This is a genomic window from Asanoa ishikariensis (assembly GCF_900107455.1).
GTDB lineage: Bacteria > Actinomycetota > Actinomycetes > Mycobacteriales > Micromonosporaceae > Asanoa > Asanoa ishikariensis.
In genome coordinates this window covers 504,785-530,065 of the sequence record NZ_FNQB01000003.1, presented here as the reverse complement: position 1 = coordinate 530,065, position 25,281 = coordinate 504,785, and the positions used below count along the sequence as shown (strand labels likewise).

Annotated in this window: 17 protein-coding genes; 8 read left to right on the top strand and 9 right to left on the bottom strand. The window is 73.4% G+C overall.

What is annotated here, in order from left to right:
• Positions 1-125: 125 nt before the first annotated feature.
• The 4 genes from BLV39_RS26545 (at position 126) to BLV39_RS26530 (ending at position 3,889) form a co-directional block, all read left to right on the top strand.
• Entirely contained in the window at positions 126-857 is a 732-nt protein-coding gene (locus BLV39_RS26545) for a thioesterase II family protein (RefSeq protein WP_090798739.1), read from the top strand.
• Positions 858-876: 19 nt separating this feature from the next.
• Positions 877-2,634, top strand: coding sequence for a non-ribosomal peptide synthetase (locus tag BLV39_RS26540; protein ID WP_090798737.1), 1,758 nt, complete (start codon positions 877-879; stop codon positions 2,632-2,634).
• Between the two features lie 42 nt (positions 2,635-2,676).
• Positions 2,677-3,060, top strand: a complete 384-nt coding sequence (locus BLV39_RS26535; protein ID WP_239083464.1) for a VOC family protein — start codon at positions 2,677-2,679, stop codon at positions 3,058-3,060.
• 61 nt (positions 3,061-3,121) lie between these two features.
• Positions 3,122-3,889 carry a thioesterase II family protein gene (locus tag BLV39_RS26530; RefSeq protein ID WP_090798733.1) on the top strand — a complete coding sequence of 256 codons (768 nt, stop codon included), beginning with the start codon at positions 3,122-3,124 and terminating at the stop codon, positions 3,887-3,889.
• Here the strand turns inward: BLV39_RS26530 and BLV39_RS26525 are convergent.
• The 3 genes from BLV39_RS26525 to BLV39_RS26515 are packed head-to-tail and all read right to left on the bottom strand — an operon-like array spanning position 3,876 to position 14,264.
• Positions 3,876-7,298, bottom strand: coding sequence for a condensation domain-containing protein (locus BLV39_RS26525; RefSeq protein ID WP_176985083.1), 3,423 nt, complete (start codon positions 7,296-7,298; stop codon positions 3,876-3,878). The two genes, BLV39_RS26530 and BLV39_RS26525, sit on opposite strands and share 14 nt — an antisense overlap.
• A 22-nt stretch (positions 7,299-7,320) precedes the next feature.
• Entirely contained in the window at positions 7,321-8,751 is a 1,431-nt protein-coding gene (locus BLV39_RS26520; RefSeq protein WP_090798729.1) for an amino acid adenylation domain-containing protein, read from the bottom strand.
• On the bottom strand, positions 8,751-14,264 hold the full coding sequence (locus BLV39_RS26515) for a condensation domain-containing protein (RefSeq protein ID WP_090798727.1): 5,514 nt from the start codon (positions 14,262-14,264) through the stop codon (positions 8,751-8,753). The genes BLV39_RS26520 and BLV39_RS26515 overlap by 1 nt, the downstream gene beginning before the upstream one ends.
• A gap of 115 nt (positions 14,265-14,379) precedes the next feature.
• On the opposite strand from BLV39_RS26515, the gene BLV39_RS26510 reads away from it, so the two are divergent.
• A complete protein-coding gene (locus BLV39_RS26510) occupies positions 14,380-15,411 on the top strand; it encodes a MupA/Atu3671 family FMN-dependent luciferase-like monooxygenase (RefSeq protein WP_090798724.1) in 1,032 nt (343 codons plus the stop codon).
• Complete coding sequence (locus BLV39_RS26505) at positions 15,408-15,923, top strand: flavin reductase family protein (protein WP_090798723.1); 516 nt, start codon at positions 15,408-15,410, stop codon at positions 15,921-15,923. Before BLV39_RS26510 ends, BLV39_RS26505 begins: the two co-directional genes overlap by 4 nt.
• Here the strand turns inward: BLV39_RS26505 and BLV39_RS26500 are convergent.
• Together BLV39_RS26500 and BLV39_RS26495 are read right to left on the bottom strand one after the other, a co-directional pair.
• Positions 15,901-18,207: a lantibiotic dehydratase gene (locus tag BLV39_RS26500; protein WP_090798721.1), complete on the bottom strand. Its 2,307-nt coding sequence runs from the start codon at positions 18,205-18,207 to the stop codon at positions 15,901-15,903. The genes BLV39_RS26505 and BLV39_RS26500 overlap by 23 nt on opposite strands.
• A 10-nt stretch (positions 18,208-18,217) precedes the next feature.
• Positions 18,218-19,348 carry an aminotransferase class I/II-fold pyridoxal phosphate-dependent enzyme gene (locus tag BLV39_RS26495; RefSeq protein WP_090798719.1) on the bottom strand — a complete coding sequence of 377 codons (1,131 nt, stop codon included), beginning with the start codon at positions 19,346-19,348 and terminating at the stop codon, positions 18,218-18,220.
• Positions 19,349-19,527: 179 nt separating this feature from the next.
• Here BLV39_RS26495 and vioC point away from each other — a divergent pair, with 179 nt between their 5' ends.
• A complete protein-coding gene (gene vioC / locus BLV39_RS26490) occupies positions 19,528-20,559 on the top strand; it encodes an arginine beta-hydroxylase, Fe(II)/alpha-ketoglutarate-dependent (RefSeq protein ID WP_204082627.1) in 1,032 nt (343 codons plus the stop codon).
• Here vioC and BLV39_RS26485 read toward each other — a convergent pair.
• The 4 genes from BLV39_RS26485 to BLV39_RS26470 are packed head-to-tail and all read right to left on the bottom strand — an operon-like array spanning position 20,553 to position 24,092.
• On the bottom strand, positions 20,553-21,713 hold the full coding sequence (locus BLV39_RS26485; RefSeq protein ID WP_090798717.1) for an aminotransferase: 1,161 nt from the start codon (positions 21,711-21,713) through the stop codon (positions 20,553-20,555). The two genes, vioC and BLV39_RS26485, sit on opposite strands and share 7 nt — an antisense overlap.
• 1 nt (position 21,714) lies before the next feature.
• Positions 21,715-22,293 carry a mycothiol transferase gene (locus BLV39_RS26480; RefSeq protein ID WP_090798716.1) on the bottom strand — a complete coding sequence of 193 codons (579 nt, stop codon included), beginning with the start codon at positions 22,291-22,293 and terminating at the stop codon, positions 21,715-21,717.
• Positions 22,294-22,323: 30 nt separating this feature from the next.
• Positions 22,324-23,421, bottom strand: coding sequence for a branched-chain amino acid aminotransferase (locus tag BLV39_RS26475; RefSeq protein WP_239083465.1), 1,098 nt, complete (start codon positions 23,419-23,421; stop codon positions 22,324-22,326).
• An 8-nt stretch (positions 23,422-23,429) separates the two neighbouring features.
• The gene (locus BLV39_RS26470) at positions 23,430-24,092 is read right to left on the bottom strand and encodes a response regulator transcription factor (protein WP_090798712.1); all 663 of its coding nucleotides are present in this window, start codon (positions 24,090-24,092) and stop codon (positions 23,430-23,432) included.
• 415 nt (positions 24,093-24,507) lie between these two features.
• On the opposite strand from BLV39_RS26470, the gene BLV39_RS26465 reads away from it, so the two are divergent.
• A complete protein-coding gene (locus BLV39_RS26465; protein WP_176985082.1) occupies positions 24,508-25,236 on the top strand; it encodes an SDR family NAD(P)-dependent oxidoreductase in 729 nt (242 codons plus the stop codon).
• The last annotated feature ends 45 nt before the right edge of the window (positions 25,237-25,281 follow it).

Sequence of the window (25,281 nt, the reverse complement as noted above, 5' to 3'; positions counted from 1 at the left end):
GCGGACGGCGCCACTGTGCCCCACATCGGTTAGCCCGTGGTTATGCCGGCCGCGCGCGTAACCGCCGGCTAACCCGGCCCGCCTACGGTCACGGCGAAGCGGCGGTCGAGACCGGGGGAGGGCGCGTGATCCCAGCGTCAACGAAGTGGCTGCTGCGCGAGCCGTCACCGGGCGACCAACCGGTGCTGTTCTGCTTCCCGTACGGCGGCGCGGGCGCGTCGTCGCTGCGCCGCTGGCCGGCCCGGATCGGGGAGATCGAGCTGCACGCCGTGCAGTTGCCCGGCCGCGAGAACCGGATCCTCGAACCGCACTACACCGACTTCGACACGTTCGCCCGCGACGCGGTCGAGGCGCTGCGGCCCTACCTCGACCGCCCGTACGCGGTGCTGGGTCACTGCATGGGCGCCCTGCTCGCGCACGCCTTCGTGGCCCGGGTGGAGGAGGCCGGCGCACCGCCGCCGCAACGGCTGTTCGTCTCCGCGTCGCTCGTGCCCTACCGCGGCTTCTACGGCTTCTACCACCCGTGGATGTCCGACCGCCGGATCGCGGCCGAGCTGCAGCGGGTGTCCCGCGACCTCGGTGACGGCGAGCTGCCGGGCGAGCTCGTCGCGCTCGCCACCCGCGTGCTGCGCGCCGACGTGTCGATGTGCCTCGGCTACCTGCCGCCGATCCGGCCGGTGCGCACACCGATCAGCGTGATCGGTTGGGACGGCGACGTCGACGTCGACAAGGACGACCTGGCGGAGTGGGAGGAGTACGGCCGGACGCGCGCACACCTCCTGCCCGGCGAGCCGCTCACGTTCCTGACCGCACCCGCGGGCATCCGGAACGTGATCGAGGACGACTTCGAGTTCTGACAGCGGAAGGGCCAGCCCTGTGACCGAATCTCCCGCCACCGTTCCGGAGCTGCTCGACCGCGCGGTCCGCACCCACCCGGAGCTGCCGGCCGTGGCCGACGACCAGACCGTGCTGACCTACGCGGAGTTGGGCCAGCGGGTCGATGCCGCGGCGGCGGCGCTGATCGCCCGCGGGATCCGGCCCGAGGACCGCGTCGGCGTGCTCCTGCGGCGTGGCGCCGGCGCGATCGTGACCGTCCTGGGCGTGCTGCGGGCCGGTGCCGCGTTCGTGCCGATCGACACCGGGTATCCCAAGCGCCGGCGAGACCAGATGATCCGGGCCGGACGGCTGCGCCTGGTCGTCACCGAGCCGGGCTGGGAGGAGCGGCTGGCCCACCTGGACGTGGCCGCCGTGGCCCTCGACCCGCCCGCCGGGGCGGTGCCGCCGCCGGTCGTGGCCCGGCCGGAGAGCGCGGCGAGCGTGCTGTTCACCTCCGGCTCCACGGGCGAGCCCAAGGGCGTCGTCCTCGAGCACCGCCAGCTCGCCGCGTTCGCGCTGAACCCCGCGATCCCGGCCGTCGGGCCGGGCGACCGCATGGCGCAGGCGTCGAGCCTGTCGTTCGACACGTTCACGTTCGAGCTGCTGCGGACGATCGCGGGCGGCGCGCAGCTCGTCGTCATGCCCTCGATGGCGGACCTCATCGGTGCCGACCTCATGCGCCAGCTCCGGCGCGGCCGCATCACCGCCATGCTCGCGCCGGCGATCGCGCTCAACCACCTGGCCCGGCACGACCGCGAGGCGTTCGCGTCGTTGCGCGTGCTGTGCTCCGGCGGCGACGTGCTGCTCGCCGACACGTGCCGGGAACTGCGGGCCGGCGGCTTCGACGGCGATCTGCGCAACCTCTACGGCCCGACCGAAGCCACAGTGGCCTGTTCCGGCCACGTGATCCGCGACCTGCCGGCCGACTCCGCGCGGGTGCCGATCGGCACCGCCCTGCACGACACCCGGCTCCACGTGCTCGACGAACGGCTCCGCCCGGTGGCCGCCGGCCAGGCGGGTGAGCTCTACGTGGCCGGCGCCGGTGTCGGCCGGGGCTACCTCGACCGGCCGGGGCAGACGGCGGTGCGGTTCGTCGCCGACCCGTTCGCCGGGGACGGCAGCCGGATGTACGCCACCGGCGACAAGGTGCGCACCGACCCGGACGGCGCCCTGGAATACCTGGGCCGGGCGGACAACCAGGTCAAGATCTCGGGCCACCGGGTCGAGCCGGCCGAGGTGGAGGGCGCGCTCTACGCGCACCCGGACGTCGGCGAGGTGGCCGTGACCGCGGTGGGCGAGGCCGGCGAGCTGCGGCTGGTGGCCTTCGTGATCCCGGCGGTCGAAGGGCTGTCCCCGGCCAAGCTGCGGGCGTTCCTGGCCGAGCGCCTTCCCGAACCGTACGTGCCGGCGGAGTTCATCGTCCTGGAGGCGATGCCGCTGGACGCGCACGGCAAGCGCGACTGGACGGGGCTGCGCGACCTGGCGGTTGAGCGGTCGCAGCGGCGGCGCGAGTTCGCCCCACCGCGCACCGACACCGAGCGCTACCTGGTGCAGCTCTGGGAGGAGCTGCTTCGGGTCGAGGGCATCAGCGTGCACGACGACTTCTTCGGGCTCGGCGGGCACTCGCTGCTGGCGGCCCGCAGCCGCATGCGCATCCAGCGCGACCTGGGCGCCAGCCTGGCGCCGCAGGCCGTGTTCGAGAACAGCGTCGTCGAGGATCTGGCCGGCGTGATCGACCAGAGCCGGCCGGCCGGCTGACGGGCCCTGCGGACGGCGGGCATCGATGGCATGCTGGCGGTCATGCGCACTCGTATGCCTGAAATGTGGTGGGGACCCGCGCTGGAAGCGCCCGATCCCGGTGCCCTGGCCCGGTTCTACCACCAACTGCTCGAATGGCCGATCGTCCACGAGGAACCGGGCACGACCGTGATGGGCACACCCGGTGGCAAGGGCTTCCTCGTCTTCCAGCAGGCCGACGGCTACGAGCCGCCGGTGTGGCCACCGGTCGCGGGGGAGCAGCGCCCGATGATGCATCTCGACTTCCAGGTCGGTGACCTCGAGGACGCGACGGCCGAGGCGATCGGGCTGGGCGCCAAGCTCGCCGACCACCAGCCGCAGGACAACGTGCGGGTCCTGTTCGACCCCGCCGGCCACCCGTTCTGCCTCTGCCGCGACGACGGCTGACGGGCGCTGTCGCCGATACACAGGACAGGAGGCGACCGGGGGCGTCCGCTTGACTGGGTGAATGTCGTCGGTCGAGAAGTGGTTCCCTTACCGCCGCGGCGCCGGCGGGCTCGAGCTGTTCGCGTTCCCGCACGCCGGCGCCGCCTCCACCGTCTTCAACGACCTGCGTGAGCACCTGCGCCTGTCCGGTGTCGCGCTGTCCGCCGCGGTGCTGCCGGGACACGGGCGGCGGCTGCGGGAGACGCCGCACCGCCGGATCGAGCCGCTGCTGGCGGAGTTCGACGCGATGGCCCGCCGCGACGGCTACGCGGCCTTCATGGGCGACTACGCCCTGCTCGGGCACTGCTCCGGCGCGCTGGTCGCGTACGAGGTGGCGCAGCTCCTGGTGCGCGCGCCCTGCCGGAACCCCCGGCTGCTCGTCGTCTGCGGCTGCCTGCCGCCCCGGGTGGTCTTCGACACCGGCATGGGCCGGTTGCCGACCCGGGAGCTGCTCGCACAGACGGCGTCGATGGGCGGCACCGACGAGTCCCTGATGGCCGACCCGGACTTCATCGAGATGATCGAACGCCCGCTGCGCGCCGACTGGGAGCTGTACGACGGCTACGTCTTCCGCCCGGCCCCGCCGCTGCCGGTGCCGATCCTGGCGATCCGGGGTGCCGAGGACGAGAACGTCGACACGACCGATCTGTCCGTGTGGCAGGAACAGACCCGCGAGCCGCTCGTGACGGCCGAGTTGGGCGCCGGTCACTGGGCGCTGGAGGCCGAGGGGTCGGTGGAGCTGGCCCGCCAGATCGTCACGGCTCTCGCCCCGGCGGTCAGGCCGGGCTGACCGCCGGCTCGCTCAAGGGCCGGTCCGGGTCGGTCGCGACCGAGTCCAGCAGCCCGACGAACGCGTCGACCAACCGCTGCGCGGCCGCGTCGTCGAGCGCGTCGGCGTGGTAGCGCAGCACGCCGTGCGGCACCCCGTCGACCTCCGCCATCACCAGCTCGATCTTCAACGCGCTCCGGGCCGGCGGCAGCGGAAAGCTCTCGACCCGCAGCCCACCGAGCGCGCGCACGACGCCGGGCCGGCCCAGGTAGGCCAGGGCGGCCAGGTCGTCACCGTGGCGCGGTGACCGGTTGAACGTGAACAGCACGTCGAACAGTGGCCCTCGACGCGGAATCGTCCCGCGGGAGGCGAGCAGCATCATCGGATAGTCCTGGTGCTCCAGCGCGCCGATGACGCGCTCGCGGGTGCGGGTCAGCATGGCCCGGAACGGCTCGCCGGCCACCGACCGGCTGCGAACGATGACCGGGTTGGTGAAGCAGCCGACCACCTCGGCGAACCGGGGCTGGCCACGACCGGCCACGTCGGCGCCGACCACCAGGTCCTCCTGGCCGGTGTACCGGTGCAGGACGCCCTGGAAGGCCGCCAGCAGCGTCATGTGGAGCGTGACGTTGGCCTCCGAGGCCCGCTCCCGCAGCCGCTCGGCGAGCGCGGCCGGCAGCGCGAACTGCCGCACGCCGTCACCACCGGTCGCGTCGACCGCGGGCAGGGCCAGGCGGGGCATTCCCGCGCCGACCTGACCGTCCCAATAGGAGGCGAGCCGCGCGCCGGCCACGGGGTCGTCCAACAGGGACTGTTGCCACTGCACGGCCTCCGCGTACGTCGTCGCCGGTTCGGCAAGGGAGGTTTCCCGGCCGGCGGCGTACGCCGCGTACAGCTCGCCGAGCTCGCGGGCCAGGACGGTCAACGACCAGAAGTCCGTGACGATGTGGTGCATCGACACCAGCAGGACGTCGTCGGTGCCGCGCCGGTAGAGGTCCGCGCGGAACAGCGGCCCGGTCGCCAGGTCGAACGGCCTGCGGGCGGCCCGGGTCAGCACGGCGCGCAACGTGGCGTCGTCGAGGTGGGCCGCGGCGTGCTCGCGGTAGGCCGCCGTGCCGGTCGGCGCGACGACCTGCACCGGCTCGCCGTCGCTCACCTGGAACGTCGTGCGCAGCGCGGGATGGCGGGCCACCAGCGCGTCGAGCGCGCGCCGCAGGGTGGCCGGGTCCGCGGGATCGAGCAACCGCAGGGCCACCGCGATCGTGTACGCCGGACTGGCCGGTTCGAGGCTCTGGAGGTACCACATCCACCGCTGGCCGTACGCCATCGGCGCGATCGGCTCCGCCGATCCCGCCGCGGGAGCCGGCGGTCGGGGCGCGGGACCGGCCGCGAGCTGCTCTTCGAGCTGGTCGACGGTCTCGGCCAGGCTGGCCCCGCCCAGCAGCGCGGGCAGCGACAGGTCGACCTGAAGCTCGCTCTCGACGCGGTGCTTGAGCTGCACGACGGCCAGCGAGTCGAGCCCGGTCGCGAGCAGCGGCGCGAGCCGATCGGCGGGCGCGGTGCCGGTGATCTCGACGAGCAGAGCCACCAGGTAGCGCTCCAGCAGCGCGCGCCGGGTCTCCTCCGATGCGGCGCGCACCTGCTCCGCGGCGACCGGCGCGGCGTCGTTCGAGGGGGCGGCCGGCGGCTCGGCGCGACCGATCTCGGGCAGGCCCCCGGCGAGGTAGCGGGCGCGGCACAGTCGCCGCTGCACCTTGCCGCTGGACGTCTTCGGCATGCCGCCGGCCTCGACCAGGACCACCGTGTGCACGTCCAGGCCGTGCTCCAACGCGACCGCCTGCCGGATCCGGGTGGCCACGTCGGCGACCACGACGACCGCACCGCGCCGCACCTCGCACGTGACGACCAGCCGGTCCTCGTCCTCCGCGACCACGAAGGCCGCGCCGCAGCCGGGGCGCAGGCTCGGGTCGGCCCGCTCGACGCTGAGCTCGATGTCCTGCGGGTAGTGGTTCTGGCCGCGCACGATGACCAGGTCCTTGAGCCGGCCGGTGACCACGAGCTGTCCATCATGGAGGAAGCCCAGGTCGCCCGTGCGCAGGTACGCGGTGGCGGCGTCGCCGGCGAGACGCGCGTCGAAGACCCGGGCGGACTCGTCCGGCCGGCGCCAGTATCCGGCGGCGACGCTTCGGCCGGACACCCAGATCTCGCCCACCCGACCGGGCTCACAGGCGGTCGACGTCGCCGGATCGACGATCGCGAGGCGCTGGTCCGGGTGGCTGGGACCGCAGCTCGTCAGCCGGGTGACGGCGGCGCCGTCGGTGGGCGGCGACACGACGTGGCCTTCGAGCGCGGCGCGGTCGACGGGCACGACGGGCAGCGCGGCCGGGCCGGCACCGGTGCCGCCGTGGCCCGAGACGATCAGCGTCGCCTCCGCCAGGCCGTAGCACGGCAGGAACGCCTCCGCCCGGAAACCCGCTGGCGCGAACGTCGCCGCGAACCGCTCCAGCGTCTCCGGCCGGATCGGCTCGGCACCGTTGAAGGCGACCTGCCAGGAGCTCAGGTCGAGCTGGGCGGCCTCGTCCGGGCCGCACCGGCGTGCGCACAGGTCGTACGCGAAGTTGGGGCCGCCGCTGGCCGTCGCGCCGTGCCGCGCGATCGCCCGCAGCCAGCGCATGGGCTGCTCCAGGAAGTGCAGCGGTGACATCAGCGTCACCGGGAACCCGCCGTAGAGCGGCTGGAGCAGGCCACCGATCAGACCCATGTCGTGGTACGGCGGCAGCCAGACCATCCCGTGGCTGTCGCTGGTGGTGTGGAACAGCCGCTGGATGTGTGCCGAGTTGTGCAGCAGGTTGGCATGCGACAGCAGCACGCCGCGCGGGTCCGCCGTGGACCCCGAGGTGTACTGGAGCAACGCGGTCGCCTCCGGCGCCACGGTCACCGGCTCGTCCGAGGTGGCCTCGTCGACGGCGTCCACGGCGACCCACCGCAGGGCGCCGAGCGCGGGTGCGAGGCGGCCGACCTCGTCGAGGAAGCCGAGCAACGGCGCGGTGGTCAGCGCGACCGTGGGTTCGGCGTCCTCGACGATGGCCAACAGCCGCGGCAGCGACCGCGCGAGCTGGAACGGGTCCGGTGGATAGACGGGCACCGCCACCACACCCGCGTAGAGGCACCCGAAGAGCGTGGTGACGTAGTCGAGTCCCGGCGGCAGCACCAGCAACGCGCGCATGCCCGGCCGGGCGCCGGCCTCCCGCAGTGCCTGCGCGACGACCCGCGCCCGCCGGTCCGCCTCGCCGTAGGTCAGGGGCAGTTCCTCGTGCTCGCCGTCGACCAGGAACGTGTATCCCAGCCGGTCCGGCTGGTCGGCCGCGCGCGTGCGCAGCAGCTCCGCGACGGTCCGGACGCTGTCGGTCAGGGGGTTGCCGGTGGCCACGGCGGTCCTTTCGTCGGGTCTGTCAGGAGAGCCGCTCACCGGCGGACAGCCGCTTGCTGATCATCACGCGGTCGAGCTTCCCGGCACTGGTCCGCGGCAGCGCGGTCGCGACCTGGAACGTCGACGGGAGCATCGGGGCCGGCAGTCGCTCCGCCAACCAGGCGCGCAGGTCCCGCACCCGGACGCCGCCGCGGGTCACCACCGCGGCCGACAGGTGGGTGGTGTCGGGATCGCCCTGGTCGACCAGCACGACGACGGCCTCGGTGACGGCCGGGTGGGACTCCAGTGTGGACTCGACCTCGCCGAGCTCGACCCGGTGCCCGCGCACCTTCACCTGGTTGTCGAGCCGGCCCACGAACGTCAGTGAGCCGTCGTCGGCGCGGCGCGCCCGGTCGCCGGTCAGGTAGGTCCGGGACGTCGCCGTATGTGCGAACCGCGCCGTCTCGGTCGGTGTGGCGTCGAGGTAGCCGTCGGCGATGCCGGCGCCGCTGATCCGGATCTCGCCCTCGGCGCCGGCGGCGGTGAGCACGCGGCCCCGCTGGTCGACCAGCTCGACAGCGGTGCCGGGCAGGTCGGTGCCGAGCGAGATCGGCTGACCGGGCGCCAGCCGGCAGGCGGAGGCCCACACGGTCGCCTCGGTCGGCCCGTACATGTTCCAGAGCGTGCCGCAGCGCTCGTGCAGCGCGTTCGCCAACTCGTCGGTGAGGGCCTCGCCGCCGCACCAGAGCGCCACGTCGGGGTTGCCCCGCCACCCGGAGGCGATCATCAAGCGGAAGAACGACGGCGTCGCCTGGACCACGTCGGGTCGGTGCTCCCGCACGGCGCGGTCGAACACGTCGACGTCGCGGCGCGCGGCCGGGTCGACGGTGACCATCGTCCCGCCGGCGGCCAGTGGCAGGTGGAGCTCGACCACCGACATGTCGAACGACAGCGGGCTCATCGCGAGGATGGAGCCGCCACGGCGCAGGCCTGGCAGCTGGAGCAGGCCGTCGAGGCGTTCGACGAGCGACCGCTTCGGCACGTGTACGCCCTTGGGGCGCCCGGTGGTGCCGGAGGTGTAGATGACGTAGCCCGGGTCGGTCAGTGGCCAGGCGGGTCGGGTCGCGGTCACCGGCCGCGGCTCCAGCGCGAGTGGCCCGGTCTGGTGGACCACCACCCGCGCGGCCGCGTTCTCGACCACCCAGCGCTGCCGGCCGGCCGGCGCGGCCGTGTCGAGCGGGAGGTACGCCGCGCCGAGCCGGTCGGTGGCCAGGCTCGCCACGAGCCCCAGGACGGGCGAGCGGATGTCGAGCGCCACCACGTCGCCGGCCGTCACGTGGCCTTCGAGGCTGCCGGCGAGCGCGTCGACCCGGTCGGCCAGGCCCTGGTAGGTCAGCGTCACGTCACCGACCGCGGCCGGTGCGGCGCGGTCGGCCGCGAGCTGGGCGGCGAGGTGGCCCGACAGGTCGCGCATCACTCTTCCGCCTCGATCTCCGCCAGCATCGCCTCGAGCGTGGCGGCGTCGGACTGCTCGCTCTGCTTCCAGAGGATGAGCTGGGCGACGCCCTCGACCGTGGGGGAGCCGAAGACCTCGCGCAGCGGGAGCTCCACCTGGAACGCCTCACGTACGCGGGAGGTCATCTGGGTTGCCAGCAGCGAGAAGCCGTTCAGCTCGAAGAACGAGTCGTGGACGCCGATCCGGCCGAGGCCCAGCAGCTCCTCGAAGATCTCCGCGAGTCGGCGTTCCACCGGAGTGCGGGGTGCGACGTACCGGTCGCCGCCCAGGTCGTCCTCGTCCGGCTCGGGCAGCGCGTCGAGGTCGTAGTCGCCGTCCGGCGTCCGCGGGATCACGTCGAGCACGAAGAGGTGGGCCGGCAGCAGGTAGCGGGGGAGGCGCGGGATCAGGAGCTGGCGCACGGTGGCCGTGTCCCGCTCCGGATCGGGGCCGGCCAGGTAGCCGACGAGCACCGGGTTGCCGTCGGTGTCGGCCCACTCGGTCACGACGGCGTCCGTCACGTCGGGCAGCTCGCGCAGGGCGCGCACGGTCCGCACCGGGTCGTGGGCGGGGTTCGCGTCGACCTCGCCGACGTACTCCAGCGTGCCGTCCGCCCAGCGCCGGACCAGGTCGCCGGTGCGCCGGTCTCCGGCGTGCAACTCGGCGGCCTCGCCGACGGCGGCCGGTTGGCCGGTGGCGTTCCGGAGTTCGACCGCGCCGGTGCCGAGCGGGACGCGCAGCGGTGCCGTCCCCGGCTCCCACCCGTCCGGCACCAGGTAGCTGGCCAGCGGGCGGCCGTCGCGGTCCGGCCGGTACGCGGCGACGACCCGGCACGCCGGCGCCAGCTTGCGCAGCCGCGCGATGTCATGGGGCAGGAGGTCGCCGGCGTGCGCGACGAACGCGTAGCGGAGGGCCGGGAGCGGCTCGCGGAGGGCGCGGAGCTGGGGCGGGCTCAGGAACAGGACGGTGACGGCGTCGTCGGGCTCGGCGGTCAGCACGAGGGTGCCGCCGGCCGCGACGGCGTGGGTGACGGCGGCGACGAGGTGCCCGGGGTGGTGGGTGAGCGCGGCGAAGCGGTCGTCGGCGGTGAGGCCGTGCCGGTCGACGGCCCACGCGTGCCGGCGGATCGCGTCGAGGGCGAGCCCGTGCGCCGCCGCGGGCTCCGCCGGGTGGTCGGCGACGTCGAGCACGCTCGTGACGCCCAGATACGACGGCGCCAGCGCGAGCTCGGGATCGATGACGGAGTACGCGCCGCCGGTGCGCAGGCGGTGCAGGAGGGCCGCGACGAACCAGGCGGTCGGCCGCCGCACCAGACCGACGTGCCCGTCGGGCTCCAGGCGCTCGCCGACGGCCGCGATCGCTCCATCGAGCCACGCGTAGCTGTGCTCACCCTCGACATCCACCACAGCGGAGCGTTCCGGCGCCGGCTCGGGGCGTTCGACCACGGTGGCCAAAGGTGTCTCCACCTGGCCCGTGGGACCGAGCGGGTAGTCCAGGATGCCGCGCGTCGGATCCGTGACGACGGTCCGGATCAGCCCGGCCACCTGGTCCAGCACCGCCTCGACCATCGCGGGCTCGTACCGCGCGGGGTTGTAGTCGAGCTGGAACCAGGTCCGCCGCCGGGACTCCTGGACGTTGAGGCTCAGGTCGAACTTGGAGGGCAGCGCGGCCGGGCTGTCGAACGACTCGACCACGAGCCCGGCCAGCTCGGCCGTCGGGGTGTCACCGACCACGTTGAGGACCGCCTGGAACAACGGAGTGCGGCGCGGGTCACGGTTCACGTCGAGCTGCTGGACCAGCACGTCCAAGGGGGCGTCCGAGTGCGCGTACCCGTCCAGCGCCGCACGGCGGACCCGGGCGAGCACGTCGGCGAACGTGGGCTCACCGGTCAGGTCGACGCGGATCGGCAGCGTGTTGAGCAGGAACCCGATCAGGGCGTCGGTGCCGGCGTCCGTGCGGCCGGCGATCGGCACACCGATGACCAGGTCGCGCTGGCCGGACCAGCGGGACAGCACCGTGGCGTAGCCGGCCATCATGACCATGAACGGTGACACGCCGTGCGTGCGGCAGAAGTCGGCCACCGCGGCCGTCTCGGCCTCGGAGAGCACCGCGCGGGCCCGACCACCGGCCGTGCCGGCCGCCACGTCCTCGTGCGCGACCGGCATCGTCAACGCCGGTGGGACGTCCGCGAGGTGGTCGCGCCAGTAGGCGACGGTGCGGTCGAGCGTCTCGCCGGTGAGCCGGTCGCGCTGCCACGCCGCGAAGTCGCCGTACTGGATGGGCAGGGGTCGCAGGCCGGCCCTGTCCGGGTCGCCGCCGGCCGCGTAGAGCGCCGACAGCTCCCTGGCGAACAGCCCGATCGACCACTCGTCGCAGACGATGTGGTGCGCGGTCAGGCTGAGCACGTGCGCGTCGTCGCCCACCTTGACCAGCAGGCAGCGGAACAGCGAGCCGGCGGCGAGCTCGAACGGTGTGGTCGCCTGCTCGTCGGCCAGCCGGCCCGCCCGCGCCATGGGCTCGGCATCCCCGCTGACGTCGGTGACCGCGAGCCGCCAGCCCGGGTCCAGGTCGTCGACGACCTGGACGGGCCGCCCGTCGACCAGCGGGAAGCGGGTGCGGAGGGCTTCGTGGCGTTCCAGGATCGCCCGGACGCTGGCTTCGAAGGCGGCGACGTCGAGGGGGCCGGTCAACCGCTGGCGGCCGTGCACGTTGTAGGCGAGGCTCGGCTGGAGCTGGTTCTCGAGCCAGATGCGTTGCTGGTCGAAGGAGAGCACGGCTTCGGCGTCCGGCGGCCGGCGTTCGATGAGCTGCGGGCCGGCGGACGACTGCGCGGCGACGACCGAGGCCAGGGCGGCGACGGTACGACAGCCGAAGAAGTCGCCGACCGCGATCTGCACGCCGAGCGTCTCCCGGATCCGGTTGACGATGCGTGGCGCGAGCAGCGAGTGGCCGCCGAGCTCGAAGAAGTCGTCGTGCACCCCGAAGTCGGTCTCGCCGAGCACGTCGCACCAGATGCCGTGCACCGCCTCCTCGTACGGGGTGCGCGGCGGAACGGGCGCGGCCGGCGCGGAGCCGGTCGGCTCCGGGAGCGCGGCGAGGTCGTAGTCGCCCGCCGGCGTGCGGGGCAGCGCGTCGAGCACGACCACGTGCCGTGGCGTCAGGTAGTCGGGCAGCCGCAGCAGCAGGTCCTGCCGGAGCTCGCTGCCGTGCCGCGCCGGCTCGCCGACGGTGACGTAGGCGCACTCGGCTAGGACCAGCGCCTCGCGCACCTCGGGGAGCTCGCGCAGGGCGGCCACCGTCTCGACCGGGTCGGGGCCGCCGGCGACGTACTCGAGCGTGCCGTCCGGGCCGCGGCGCGCCAGGTCACCGGTGGGCAGCACCGCCACCTCGCCGACGGCGGCCGGCCGGCCCGCCGGGTTCACCAGCGGGACGGGGTCCTGGCCCAGCGGCACCCGCGCTGATGCGGGGCCGGCCGCCGCCTCGTATGTCGTGAGTGGACGGCCGTCGGTGACCCCGTACACGCAGACGATCCGGCATTGCGGTGCCAGCCGCCGCAGCGTGTCGAGGTCGTGGCCGAGCAGCTCGCCGGTGTTCTCGACGACAGCGAGGCGGAGGTCGGGCAGGGGACCGGCCAGCGCGCGCAGCGCCGGGCTGCTGAGGAACGCCGCGGTGACGCCGGTCTCGCGCAGCCACGCGGAGACGTCGGCCGTGCCGAACGGCGGCGGCTCGTACAGCGCGCCCCCTGCGGTCGCGCGGGCGTACGCCGCCAGCCCCGGCGAACCGGTCAGGGCGGTGACGCGGTCGTCGGCGGTGAGCGCGATCGCGTCCGCGGCCTCGCCGGCCGGCGCGGGGCCGAGCGGGTAGTCGAGGATGCTCCGCGCGGGATCGGCGACGGCGGCCCGGAGCAGGGCTTCGAGCTGGGTCGCCAGTGCCTCGACCATCGACCGGTCGTAGCGCTCGGGGTTGTAGTCGAGCTGGAAGTGCAGCCGCTGGTCGGACTCCTGGACGTTGAGCGTGAGGTCGAGCTTGGTGGGCAGCGCCGTGGCGCCGTCCATCGACTCCACCGTGAGCCCGGGCAGCGACACCGTGGAGGCGCTCGTGCTCAACATGCTCAACACGACCTGGAACAGTGGCGTGTGCCGGGTGTCGCGGGTCAGGTCGAGCCGGCGCACGAGCACGTCGAGCGGCGCGTCCGCGTGTGCGTACCCGTCGAGGCAGACCTGGCGGACGCGGGTCAGCAGGTCGGCGAAGGTGGGTTCGCCGGTCAGGTCGACGCGGATCGGCAGCGTGTTGACCAGGAACCCGATCAGGGTGTCCGTGCCGGCGTCGTTGCGGCCCGCGTTCGGCACGCCGATCACCACGTCGCGCTGGCCGGACCAGCGGGCGAGCACGGTGGCGAAGGTGGCCATCGCGACCATGAACGGCGAGACGCCGTGCGTGCGGCACAGCATGTGCAGCGCCGCGGTCTCGTCCGCCGAGAGCCGTCCGCGCGTCCACTCGCCGCGCTCCCGGTCGCCGTCCTGCCGCCGCGTCACCGGCATCGTGAGCACGGGCGGCGCGCCCGCGAGATGGTCGCGCCAGTAGGCGACGGTGGTGTCGAGCGTCTCGCCGGTGAGCCGGTCGCGCTGCCAGGCGGCGTAGTCGCCGTACTGGATGGGCAAGGGTGGCAGGCCGGCCTTGGCCGCGTCACCGCCGGCCGCGTACAGCGCCGACAGCTCGCGCATGAACAGCCCGATCGACCAGTCGTCGCAGATGATGTGGTGCGCGGTCAGGCTCAGCACCCACCGCGTGTCGCCGGTGCGCAGCAGCAGGCAGCGCAGCAGGCCCCCGGCAGTCAGGTCGAACACCGTGTTGGCCTGCGCGTCCGCTAGCTCGGCCGCCCGCCCGGCGGGGTCGGCGACCTCGCGCAGGTCCTCGACGTCGATCAGCGGTGCGTCGCCGAGGTCGTCGACGACCTGCACCGGTCGTCCGTCGACCAGCGGGAACCGGGTGCGCAGCGCTTCGTGGCGCCGCACGACCGCGCGGATGCTGGCTTCGAGGGCGGCGACGTCGAGTGGGCCGACGAGGCGTTGGCGGCCGTGCACGTTGTAGGCGAGGCTCGGCTGGAGCTGGTTCTCGAGCCAGATGCGTTGCTGGTCGAAGGAGAGCACGGCTTCGGCGTCGGGCGGCCGGCGTTCGATGACCTGCGGGCCGGCGGACGACTGCGCGGCGACGACCGAGGCCAGGGCGGCGACGGTACGACAGCCGAAGAAGTCGCGGACCGCCACCTGCACACCCAGCGTCTTGCGGATCCGCGCGACGATCCGGGGCGCGGCCAGCGAGTGACCGCCGAGCTCGAAGAAGTCGTCGTGCACACCGAAGTCGACGGCACCCACCACATCGGACAACACGTCACGCCAGATGCCGTGCACCACCTCTTCGTACGGTGTGCGTGGCGGGGTCGGCCGCCCCGGATCCCGCACCTGCACATCGGAGTACGACGGACGCGTCATGAGCCGACGCTAGGCGGCCGGGCAGCGCCGGCCCGGTCCCGGCTTCAGGTGACATCGGGCTGGCCGGGCGCCCCCGTACGGTTGCGGATGCGGGCTGTCTGTGGAGGGAGCGGCAATGGACCTGAGCCTTTTCTTCTTCGCCGACGATTCGGGCACGGCCGACGACGGCTACCGGCTGCTGTTGGAGAGCGCCCGGTTCGCCGACGCGAACGACCTCTCCGCCGTGTGGACCCCGGAGCGCCACTTCCACCGGTTCGGCGGCCGCTACCCGAACCCCGCGGTCACCGGAGCCGCCGTCGCCGCCGTCACGAACCGGGTGGCCATCCGCGCCGGCAGCGTCGTCGCACCGCTGCACCATCCGGTGCGGGTCGCCGAGGAATGGTCGGTCGTCGACAACCTGTCGCACGGCCGGGTGGGGCTGTCGTTCGCGTCCGGCTGGCACGCGGGCGACTACGTCATCCGTCCCGACGCGTACGCGGACCGCAAGAACGTCATGGTCGACGCGGTCGGGACCATCCAGCGGCTCTGGCGCGGCGAGGAGGTCGAGTTCCCGGACGGCACCGGCGAGAAGCGGGCCGTGCGGATCTTTCCCGCGCCCGTCCAGCCGGAGCTGCCGATCTGGATCACGAGCTCCGGCTCGCCCGAGACCTTCAAGGTCGCCGGTCGGCTCGGTGCCGGCCTGCTGACCTACATGCTGGGCCAGGAGCACGACACGTTGGCGCGCAACATCGCCGCGTACCGCAGCGAGCTGGCCGAGGGAGTGCGCGGCCACGTCGTCGTCATGCTGCACACGCTCCTCGGCGAAGACCGGGCGGCGGTGCTCGACCTGGCGCGCGAGCCGTTCGTCCGCTACCTGCACAGCTCGATAGACCTCATCGCGAAGACGCCCGGGCTGTTCCCGCCCGGCCTCGACCTCACGTCGCTGCCGGACAAGCACAAGACGATGCTGCTCAACCGCGCCGCCGACCGGTACGTCAAGACCAGCAGCCTGTTCGGCACGGAGTCGGACGGCCTCGAGGTGGTCGAGCGGCTGGCGGCCATCGGAGTCGACGAGATCGCCTGTCTGATCGACTTCGGCGTGCCGCCGGACGACGTCCTGCGCTCGCTGGAGCACCTCGGCCGGCTCCGCCGGCGCGTCGCGGGGTGAGTGCACCGGGTCGGCCCGACGTCGGCCCGCGGGTCGCGGCCGACGACGTGCGGCGGCTGCTGCGCCGGCACGCGACCACGGTCACGGTCGTCACCGCGCTGTGCGCCGGTCGCCCGGTCGGGTTCACCGCGACGTCGTTCACCTCGGTCTCCCTGCGCCCACCGCTGTTCTCGTTCTGCCAGGACCGAGGCTCGTCGAGCTGGCCGGCGGTGACGGCCGCACCGCACGTGGCCGTGCACCTGCTCGGCGCCGACCAGGCCGACCTGGCCCGGGTCTTCGCCACGCGGGGCGCCGACCGGTTCGCGCCCACCGGCTGGCGGCCCGGCCCGTTCGGCCTCCCGGTGCTCGACGGGGTGCTGGCCTGGTTGGTCGGGCGGGTCACCCACCGCATCGCGGCCGGCGACCACACGATCGTGTTGGCCGAGCCCGTGGCGGCCGACTGCGGGGACGGCAGCCCGCTGCTCTACCACGACGGCCGCTACACCGGCCTCAGCTCTCGCCGGGATCCCTGACCGCGACCACGCGCAGCTCCGCGGTGTACCGCGCACCCTCGGCGTCGGTCAGCCAGAGCTGGTCGATGTCGGGCAGCATCTCGGTGAGGGTGACCGTTCCCTGATCCGCCCGCACCGTCCGCCGGACCGACTTGGCGAGCAGGTTGACCAGCGCGAGACTGCGGAAGTCGACCACGACGGGCTTGCGCTCCACCGGCACCCGGAAGACGCCGCGCTCGGGCAGGCCCTGTGCCGACCGCCACCGCCGGGCGGCGAGATACCGCTGGGCCTCGTCCTTGACGAACACCCAGTCGAGCTCGGTCGCCGCGAACATCCAGGCCTCGCGGGCCAGCACGAGCCGGTCGATCGTCACCCGCGGCCGGTGCCGCTCGCCGCCGACGGGCCGGAACCCGTTGAGGAACAACGCGATCAGCGGCTCGCGGAGGACTTCGAGAAACGGATACTCGGCACCGCCGCGATGGCGCACGACGAGCGCGTCGTCGTGCCGGTGCGCGGTGAGGTCGACGGCGGAGAGCATCGTCGCGCCCGGAGGCGGGGCGAGCGCTTCCGGCCCGAAGCAGATGTACGTGTAGCTGGGCAGCAGAGCCTCGGTGGTCCGGCAGACGCGCGACGACGTGCGCTCGGTCCCTCGGGCCGGCACGAGGATCACCCGGCCGGCGAGCCCACTCGCTTCCGCGGCGGCGCGCAGCCGTTCGACGGCCGGATGTTGTGCGGCGAACACCCGGCCCTCCAGCGTGTTGTCGCCGCAGTGCAGTTCGCCGAGCACGAAGTCGACGTCGCCACGGGCCAGCGCGGCGGGGTCGGCCGCGGCCAGCATGATGTCGGGCGAGTGCCAGCGCGGGCCGTTCCACCGCGGCCGCCCGGTGGGGAACTCGGCGGCGACCGCTGCGGCGATCGCCTCGGCCGTCACGTGATGGCGACGGGTGTGCGCGATGAGCTCGGGCGTCAGAGTGAGCACGCGGTGCCACCGGTCCTGGAAGTCGGCCACCACCTCGCCGGCGATCGTCGCGTCCGCGGTCACCCGACCCGGCTCCAGCAGCTCCGGCAGGATCGCGGCCATCAACCTCGGCAGCGGCAGGCCGTCCGCGCCGGTCTGCCGGTCGAGCAGTTCCCGCGCCCGGGCCTCGTACCGCGCGCCCATGGTGTCGACCAGCCACGACGCGCTGTCGAGCACCGGGCCGAGGGACCCGGCGAGCCGGTCGACCACGCGGTGCCCGACCCGGACGTCGATCGCCCGCACCGTGTCCTCGCAGATCAGGGTCCGCCCGGCGTAGGTCGCGCCGGCCCACCGCGTCGAGGCGCGACCGGTGACGCGCTCGAAGACCGCGGAGAGCGTGCCCGACGCAGCCAACAGCCGGTCGGGCCGGCCGGCGGACGCGGCCACGTCGTCGCGGGCCGCGACCAGCTCCTCGAGCGGCGCGGCGGCCCGCGCGCGGACGTCCGGATCGCCGATCAGGTCGATCCGCGCGGCGAGGTCCCGCTCCGGTGCCAGGCTCGGCGCGCCGCTCAGGTCGACCTGCACGGCACCCCGTTCGCGCAGCCGCACCAGCGCGGCCACGGCTCGGGGGTCGGCGGGGTCGCCGACGAGGTCGCGCACGGTCCGGGTGCCGTCGCACCGCCGGAGCAGCCGCGCCTCGGCGGCCGGCAGCGTGACCGGCCGGGTGAACGGCAGGTGCAGCGTCCATCCGACCAGGCTGGCGTAGGACACCATCCGGGGTCGCAGCCACGGCCACACCTCGGCCCGGCCGGCGACGACCTCGGCGACCGCGTCGATCGCCCAGTCCTCGAAGGAGGTTCGGCGCCGGGCGAGCAGCTCCGGCCCCGGCGCCGTCGCCAGGCCCGGCTCCTCGGGGTCGAACCGTGCCCAGCCGACCGGCCCGAAGAAGCCGATGCTGTCGTTCTTGAGGCAGAAGCGCTGCAGGTAGCTCGCGATGGTCAGCTCGTATCCGCGTCCGCGCACGTCGCGCCGACGCCGCGTGGCGACCTTGTCCAGGCAGGTCTCCACGAGCGTCGGGTTCTGCCAGGTCACCGCCTCGCGGAACCGGCTCTCGGCGGCGGTCCGGCGGATGGCCGCGGAGAGCCGGTCGGTGGCCTCCGCGAAGACCGCGGCGTACTTCTCCCCGGTTGCCGGGTCGTGCCCGTCGACCCCGTCGGCGGCGGCGGCCAGCAGGTCGTCGCAGATCTCCAGGAACCGCCGCGCCGGGAAGCCGGTGCCGCGCAGCGCGGCGTCGCGCCACAGCAGCCAGCCGGTGTCGCCGAGCGCGACGTGGTGTCGCGTGTCCACGTCGCCTCGCTCAGGCGGTCACGGACAGTTCGCGGTACGCGCACGCGAGCGTCGCGGCGGCGGCCTGGACGACGGGGAACGGCCGGGCCAGCGAGAGCCGGATGAAGCGCAGCCCGCTCTTCGGGTCGGCCCAGTGGAAGGGCGCGCAGGGCAGCACGTGGACACCGCGCTGGAGCAGCTCCTGGTGGAGCAGCGCCGAGTCGGGGCCGTCGTCCGGCAACACCACGCGGGCGACGCTGATCTGCGAAGCCGGGTCGGCCAGCTGCAGCCCGACCGACTCGATCGCCTCCCGGACCGCCGCGCGATTGCGCTCCACGAGCTCGAGGGCGCGGTCGCGGCCACCGTCGATCCAGTCGAGGGCGAGTGCCTCGACGAGTTGCAGCACCACCGGCGACGCGGCCAGCAGTGACTCGGAGAACGCCCGCTCGATGGGCAGCGTGGTCCGCTCGCTCTGCGCCAGCAGCCCGATCTTCAGCTCGTGGGTCGGCCAGAGCTTCCCCGTGTCCTCGATCGTGATCCAGTCCGCGCCGGCGGCGTCGAGCACGGCGTACGAGTCGTACTGCGCGTCGAGCACCTGGCCCCGGAAGCTGGCGTCGATGATGAGCGTCTGCCCGTGGCGGACGGCATGCTCGGCCAACGACCGCAGATGGCCCTCGGGCGTCACCAGGCCGGTCGGGTTGTTCGGGTGCGTGACCACGATCGCGCCGACCGGCGGCCCAGGCCAGTCCTGGTCGAGCAGCGCCTGTTCGGACAGCGGCACGAGGTGCAGCCCGCGCGTGACGAGCAGGTCGGCGATGTTGTCGAAGGTCGGGTGCAGCACGGCGACCGTGGCTCCGGCCGGCAGCGCCCGGGCCACGATGTCGGTCGCCAGCGTGGAGGAGTAGCAGCTCAGGATCCGGCCGGTGCCGACCGGCGCGCTGTGCTGCCCGATCGCCCGCAGGAACGCGCGGTGGGCCGCGGTCTCGATGCTGGGGAACGGCTGGCGCGATGCGATGCCGAACATCTCCGGGATCCGGGCGACAATGGCCGCCTGCTCCGGCGAGAGGTCCAGCCGGGCATGCCCGTCGGTCAGGTTGAGGCCACCGTCGACGTCCGTCAGGGCGTCGACTTCCATCGTGGTCAGGTTGGCAAGCTCGCTCATGTGTCGATCCCCGCCTACGTCGTCAAACCGGCGGCGCGCCCCGGCGGCGAATCTGCTGGTGCAGCAGGTCGGTCGCAGAGAACACTATGGTCGGTACGAAGTCGCGCACCTGTCCCTACTAACGGGGACCGATGTCCGGCGCACGGTCGCTTTTAGACTGGGAAGCCAGGAGGCGCACCGTGATTCATCACCTGACGCTGACGTCCGAGGACAATGCGGCGCTGCAGCCCATGTTGACGGACCTCGCGAAGGCGTACGCGACCATCGAGGACGGCGAGCTGATCCGGCGCGCGCCGGTACTCGCCCGGCAGCTCCCGACCCACCTGCTCGAGTTCCTCGAGGAGTTCCGCCTGGGTGAGCCGTCAGCGCTCTGCCTCGTCTCGGGTCTCGAGGTCGACGAGCAGGAGCTCGGCCCGACGCCGCCGCACTGGAAGGACAGCCAGTTCGAGTCGCCGGCGTTCCGGCAGGAGATCTTCTTCCTGCTCGTCGCGTCCGCGCTCGGTGACGTGTTCGGCTGGGCCACCCAGCAGGACGGGCGCATCATGCACGATGTCCTGCCGATCCAGGGGCACGAGCACTACGAGCTCGGCTCCAACAGCCTCCAGCACCTGTCCTGGCACACCGAGGACGCGTTCCACCCCTGTCGCGGCGACTACGTGGCGCTGATGTGCCTGAAGAACCCCGACCTGGTGGAGACCGTGGTCTGCGACGCCGGCGACCTCGACTGGTCGGTGCTCGACGTCGACGCGCTGTTCGAGCCCGAGTTCACTCAGATGCCTGACAACTCGCATCGACCCGAGAACGCGTCGGAGTCCACCGGCGACCCGGTCGTCGACCGGTTGCGCCAGCGCAGCTTCGCGCTGATCCAGTCGTGGAACGACGACCCGGTCAAGCGTCCGGTGCTGTTCGGCGACCGGCAGGATCCGTACATGGCGCTCGACCCTTACCACATGAAGATGGACGGGTGGAGCGACCGGTCACTGGCCGCCTTCCAGGGGCTGTGCGACCAGATCGAGGCGCGCATGCAGGACGTACGGCTGCGCCCGGGCGACTGCGTGTTCGTCGACAACTTCCGCGCGGTGCACGGTCGCAAGTCGTTCCGGGCGCGCTACGACGGCAGCGACCGCTGGCTCAAGCGGCTCAACGTCACCCGCAACCTGCGCGGGTCCCGCGCGTGGCGCCCGGCGGCGGACAACCGCGTCATCTACTGACCGCCGGCCTCCGCCAGCCGCTCGGCGAACAGCTTGACCCCGGCGGGGTCGAGGTTGCTGACGCTGACCCGCATCGTGCCGCGGTCGTCGGGCAGGAACGCGGTGCCGGGCATGACCAGGGTGTGCTGCTTGACCACCAGGTCGCGGACGACATCCATGGTGGAGCGGTCGGCGAACGGGTGGCGCAGCCACGCGAAGTAGCCGCCGTACGAGAGCAGCTCGAAGCCGCCGGGACGGTCGGCCAGCGCGGCGACCAACGACGCGCGCCGCTCGGCGATCTCCCGCGCGCGGGCCGCGCGCCAGTCGGCGGCGAAGGTGAGCCCGGCCCAGGCCGCCTCCTGGCCGATCCGCGGCGCGCAGATCGCGACGCAGTCGAGCAGCTTGCAGACCTCGCGGCCCAGCGCGGGTGAGGCCACGATCGCGCCGACCCGGTAGCCCGGGATCGCGAGGTCCTTCGAGAACGAGTGCAGGCTGACCAGCGTCCGACCCCACCGCGGATCGGCGAACAGGTGGTGCGCGGGCTCGGTCGTGCCGCGGAAGGAGCGGTAGGTCTCGTCGAGGATCAGCGCGATGTCGTGCCGGCGGGCCAGGTCGGCGAACGCGGCGATGCCGGCCGGGTCGACCGTCGCGCCGCTGGGGTTGCCGGGAGTGACCAGCACGATCGCGCGGGTACGCGACGTGATCAGCGCCTCGGCGTCGGCGGCGCGCGGCACCAGGCCCGGCCCGGGCTCGAGGTAGCGGGGAACGATGCCGTTCAGCCGCAGCCACATGTCGTGGTTGAAGTAGTAGGGCAGCGGCACCACCACCTCGTCGCCCGGCCCGGCGAGCGTCGACGCGACCAGGCTGAACGCCTGGTTGCAACCGGCGGTGACGGTCACGTCGTCGGCACCGACCGCCCCGCCGTAGTCGCGGCTGACCTCGGCGGCGAACGCCTGGCGCAGCAGCGGCATGCCGGGCACCTCGGTGTAGCGGCCGCCCGCGTCGTCCCTGGCCACCCGCGCGATGTGCGCGACCACCCGCGGAGCGGGCGGATACGTCGGCGCGGCCTGCGCGAGGTCGAGCACGTCCCGGTCGTCGTCAAGGAGGCCCAGCAGGTCGTACGCCGCGGTGATGGGCGAGTCGACCTGCGTGAGCGTCCGGTCGCTGAGGCGCACGTCAGGCGGGCGGTTCGTAGGGGTAGACGGCACCCGGCGGGTCCTCGCCGACGACACCGTCGAACGCCTCGCGGATCAGGTCGGCATGGCCGGCGTGGCGCGCGTACTCCTCGATGATGTCGACCAGCAGCCGTCGCAGGCTCAGCGCCTCGTCGGGGTCGTCGCCGTAGCCGTACTCGATGCGGACGTCGAGGCCGCCCTTGGCCAGCGCCTGGGCGATGGACGCCCGGCTGCGCGCGACGGCGCCGTGCCACAGCGCGTAGAGCACCTCCGGGGAGTCGTCGGCCGCCGAGTGCCAGGGCCAGCCGGCGTCGTGCTCCCAGTCGACCGCGTCCCACGGCGCGACCAGGTCCTCGCCGAGCAGCATGGTCGTGAACTTGAAGTCCTCGATGAAGGCCAGGTGCTTGACGAGGCCGCCCAGCGTGATGGTGGAGACGCCGACCTTGGCGGACAGGCCCTTCTCGTCGAGCCCGCCGACCTTCCAGGCGAAGGTGGCGCGCTGGCGCTCGAGGCTGCCCAGCAGCGTCGCGACCTCGTCGCCGGCCGCCGGGGGGCCGGAAATATCCCGGTTGTCTGTCATGGAGGTGAACCTACCAAGGTTGTCGATCGGTCAGCAGACCTTGTGGACCCAGTCGAACGGATCGGGTTTTCGTCCGTACTGGATGGACAGCAGTGCGTGGTGCAGCCGGCGCGTCACCGGGCCGGGCCGGCCGTCGCCGACCCGCCAGCCGCCGGTGCGCCCGCGCACCTCGCCCACCGGGGCCACCACCGCGGCGGTCCCGCACGCGAAGACCTCGGTCAGGGCGCCGGATGCGCAGTCCGCGCGCCACTGGTCGGCGGACACCCGGCCCTCCTCGGCCGTCATGCCGAGCCCGCGGGCGAGCGTGAGCAGACTGTCGCGGGTCACCCCGGGCAGCAGCGCGCCGGTCAGGGCCGGCGTGACGAGGCGTGGGCGCTCACCCCCGTACACGAAGAAGAGGTTCATGCCGCCCATCTCCTCGACCCAGGCGTGCTCGGCCGCGTCGAGCCAGACGACCTGGTCGCAGCCCTCGTCGGCGGCCTGCCGGCTGGCCACGAACGCCGCGGCGTAGTTGCCGGCCGCCTTGGCGGCACCGGTGCCGCCCGGTGCCGCGCGGACATAGTCGGCACAGAGCCAGACGGTCAGCGCACGCGGCCCGGCCGGGCCGAAGTACGGCGCCACGGGCGAGGCGATGACGCAGAAGAGGTAGTCGCTGGACGGCTGGGTGAACCCGAGGCCGGGCTGGGTGGCGATCATGAACGGCCGCAGGTAGAGGCTGCGGCCCCAGCCCTCCGGCACCCAGTCGCGATCCCGGGCGACCAGCGATTCGATCGCCTCGACGAAGGTGTCGACCGGCAGCTCCGGCATCGCCAGCCGCCGCGCCGACCGGTTGAACCGCTCGGCGTTGGCCCCCGGCCGGAACAGCGCGATCGACCCGCCGTCCTGCCGGTACGCCTTCATGCCCTCGAAGATGGCCTGGCCGTAGTGGAACACCGAGGTGGCCGGCGCCAGCGTGAACGGGCCGTACGGCTCGAGCCGGCCGTCGTGCCAGCCCCGCTCCCGCGACCAGCGCAGGGTGACCATGTGGTCGGTGAAGACCTGGCCGAACCCCGGAGGCGAGGTGAGCACGGCGGCCCGCTCGGCGTCGGGAAGACGCCGAGCGTTGACCGCCACCTCGAACGCGACCACGGCCCCGGTCAGGCCGCTGACCAGCCGATGGAGTCGACCGGCCCGTCCTGCGGCCGGTCGGGGACCAGCCGCCCGAGCAGCGCGGCCCGGGTGAGCTCGGCCTTGTTGCCCACCCCGAGCTTCGCCCGGATCCGCTTGACGTACGTGTCGACGGTATGGGGGCTGATGCCCAGCCTGGTGGCGATCTGTCCGTGGGTCAGACCCCGCGCGATCTGGCGCAGGACCTGCTCCTCCCGCTCGGAGAGCGGGGGACGGGACGGCTCCGGGCGCTCGACCACCGGGCGGTCGACCGCCGGGCGCTCGGTCACCAGTGCGGCGCCGCCGTCGCCGGGCAACACATAGGAGCCCGAGGTGACCGCCCGCACCGCGTCGACCAGGCGTTCCGCGCTCTCCCGCTTGCTGATCACACCGGCCGCACCCGCGCGCAGGTAGGCGGTGTCGGCCACCGGTTCGTTGTCGAGCACCAGCACCGAGGTGCAGGTGGCGACCCGGGTGATCTGGCTCACGTCGTCGACCGTGTCGACGTCGATCAGGACGGCGTCGGCGAGCCAGGACGGGTCCTGGTCAGGCGAGGTGTGCACGGCCAGCACCTTGATGCCCGCATTGTTCACAGTCTCGGCGAGACCGACTAGGAAGATGGGTGAGCAGACCATGAGATCGATGCGTATCACGAATCCCCCCGCATTGCTGTTCCAACCATGTCGATGGCCTGGTGCCCGCGCATCGCGCGTGTTCCCGAGTGTCCCTATAGGACATTCAGTGTCTTCCAAGGTTGTGGTGCCTGCGATATCGAAGCTAGCAGTACGCGTGTCACGATCGGGTCCCCGCTTCAAGGGACGGGATGGTCAGGCCGACAAGGAATCATCCTGACTCAGCCCCGCGCGTGGCGCCATGGTTACGGGTGTGCGCACGCGCGATCGATGGCCGTCACCGCGCGTGATCCCGGTCGGTACCTGCATCGGGGGACGTGAACCCGACAGCGCGACGACCCACGATGAGCGCAGGCGCGCAAGACGGCCATTACCGAAGTTCCTCGTATCGAACCCTTATCCGTCCGCATCGGCGATCCGACGTCACGGAGGAGCCGTGGGCTCTGCCGTCCCGTACCCCGGCCACTCCGCCACGCCGCACGGCGCCGGCTCCGACCTGGCCCTGACCGGCCGCGTCGCCCTGGTCAGCGGCGGGGACCGCGGTGTCGGCCCGCAGCTCGTGCGGCGCCTGGCCGAGCTCGGCATGCGCGTCGTGCTGGGCAGCCGCTCGGCGGAGCACGGCCGGCGCGCGCTCGACACGCTGGGCGACCTGGCCGACCGCGTCGCGGTGCGGCAGCTCGACGTGCTGGATCCCGACAGCGTCCGGCGGGTCGCGGCGTGGCTGCGGGAGCGCCTCGGCGGCTGTGACGTGCTGGTCAACGACGCGACCCACCGGCTGCCCGGCGACCGGGGCGCGGCCCGGGCCGACCTGGACGTCGTGCGCCGCACCCTCGACGCCAACCTGCTCGGCCCGTGGCGGCTGACCCAGGCGGTCGCGCCGATGATGCGGGCACAGGGGTACGGCCGGGTGGTGACCGTCTGCGCGGACCACGACCACTGGAGGCACGACGGCCAGGCGGCGTACCGCGTGTCGCACTCCGCCGTCCAGACGCTGACCACCGAGCTCTCGGCCGAGCTGGAGGGCCTCGGGATCCTGGTCAACGCCTGCTGCGTGCGGCCGCCCCGCGAGTCGCTCGCCTCGACCCGGACACCGGTGTGGCTGGCGACGCTGCCCGCGGGCGGACCGACCGGCCAGCTCTTCTGCTCGCCCGCCCCGGCCGGCTGACGGCGACCACATCCCCGCTTCCGGGGACACCTCCCCGGCCGGACC

Coding starts and splice junctions, on each gene's coding strand:
- BLV39_RS26535 (WP_239083464.1), top strand. CDS start 2,677: ATGCGCACTCGTATGCCTGAAATGTGGTGGGGACCCGCGCTGGAAGCG.
- BLV39_RS26530 (WP_090798733.1), top strand. CDS start 3,122: ATGTCGTCGGTCGAGAAGTGGTTCCCTTACCGCCGCGGCGCCGGCGGG.
- BLV39_RS26520 (WP_090798729.1), bottom strand. CDS start 8,751: ATGCGCGACCTGTCGGGCCACCTCGCCGCCCAGCTCGCGGCCGACCGC.
- BLV39_RS26515 (WP_090798727.1), bottom strand. CDS start 14,264: ATGACGCGTCCGTCGTACTCCGATGTGCAGGTGCGGGATCCGGGGCGG.
- BLV39_RS26510 (WP_090798724.1), top strand. CDS start 14,380: ATGGACCTGAGCCTTTTCTTCTTCGCCGACGATTCGGGCACGGCCGAC.
- BLV39_RS26495 (WP_090798719.1), bottom strand. CDS start 19,348: ATGAGCGAGCTTGCCAACCTGACCACGATGGAAGTCGACGCCCTGACG.
- BLV39_RS26480 (WP_090798716.1), bottom strand. CDS start 22,293: ATGACAGACAACCGGGATATTTCCGGCCCCCCGGCGGCCGGCGACGAG.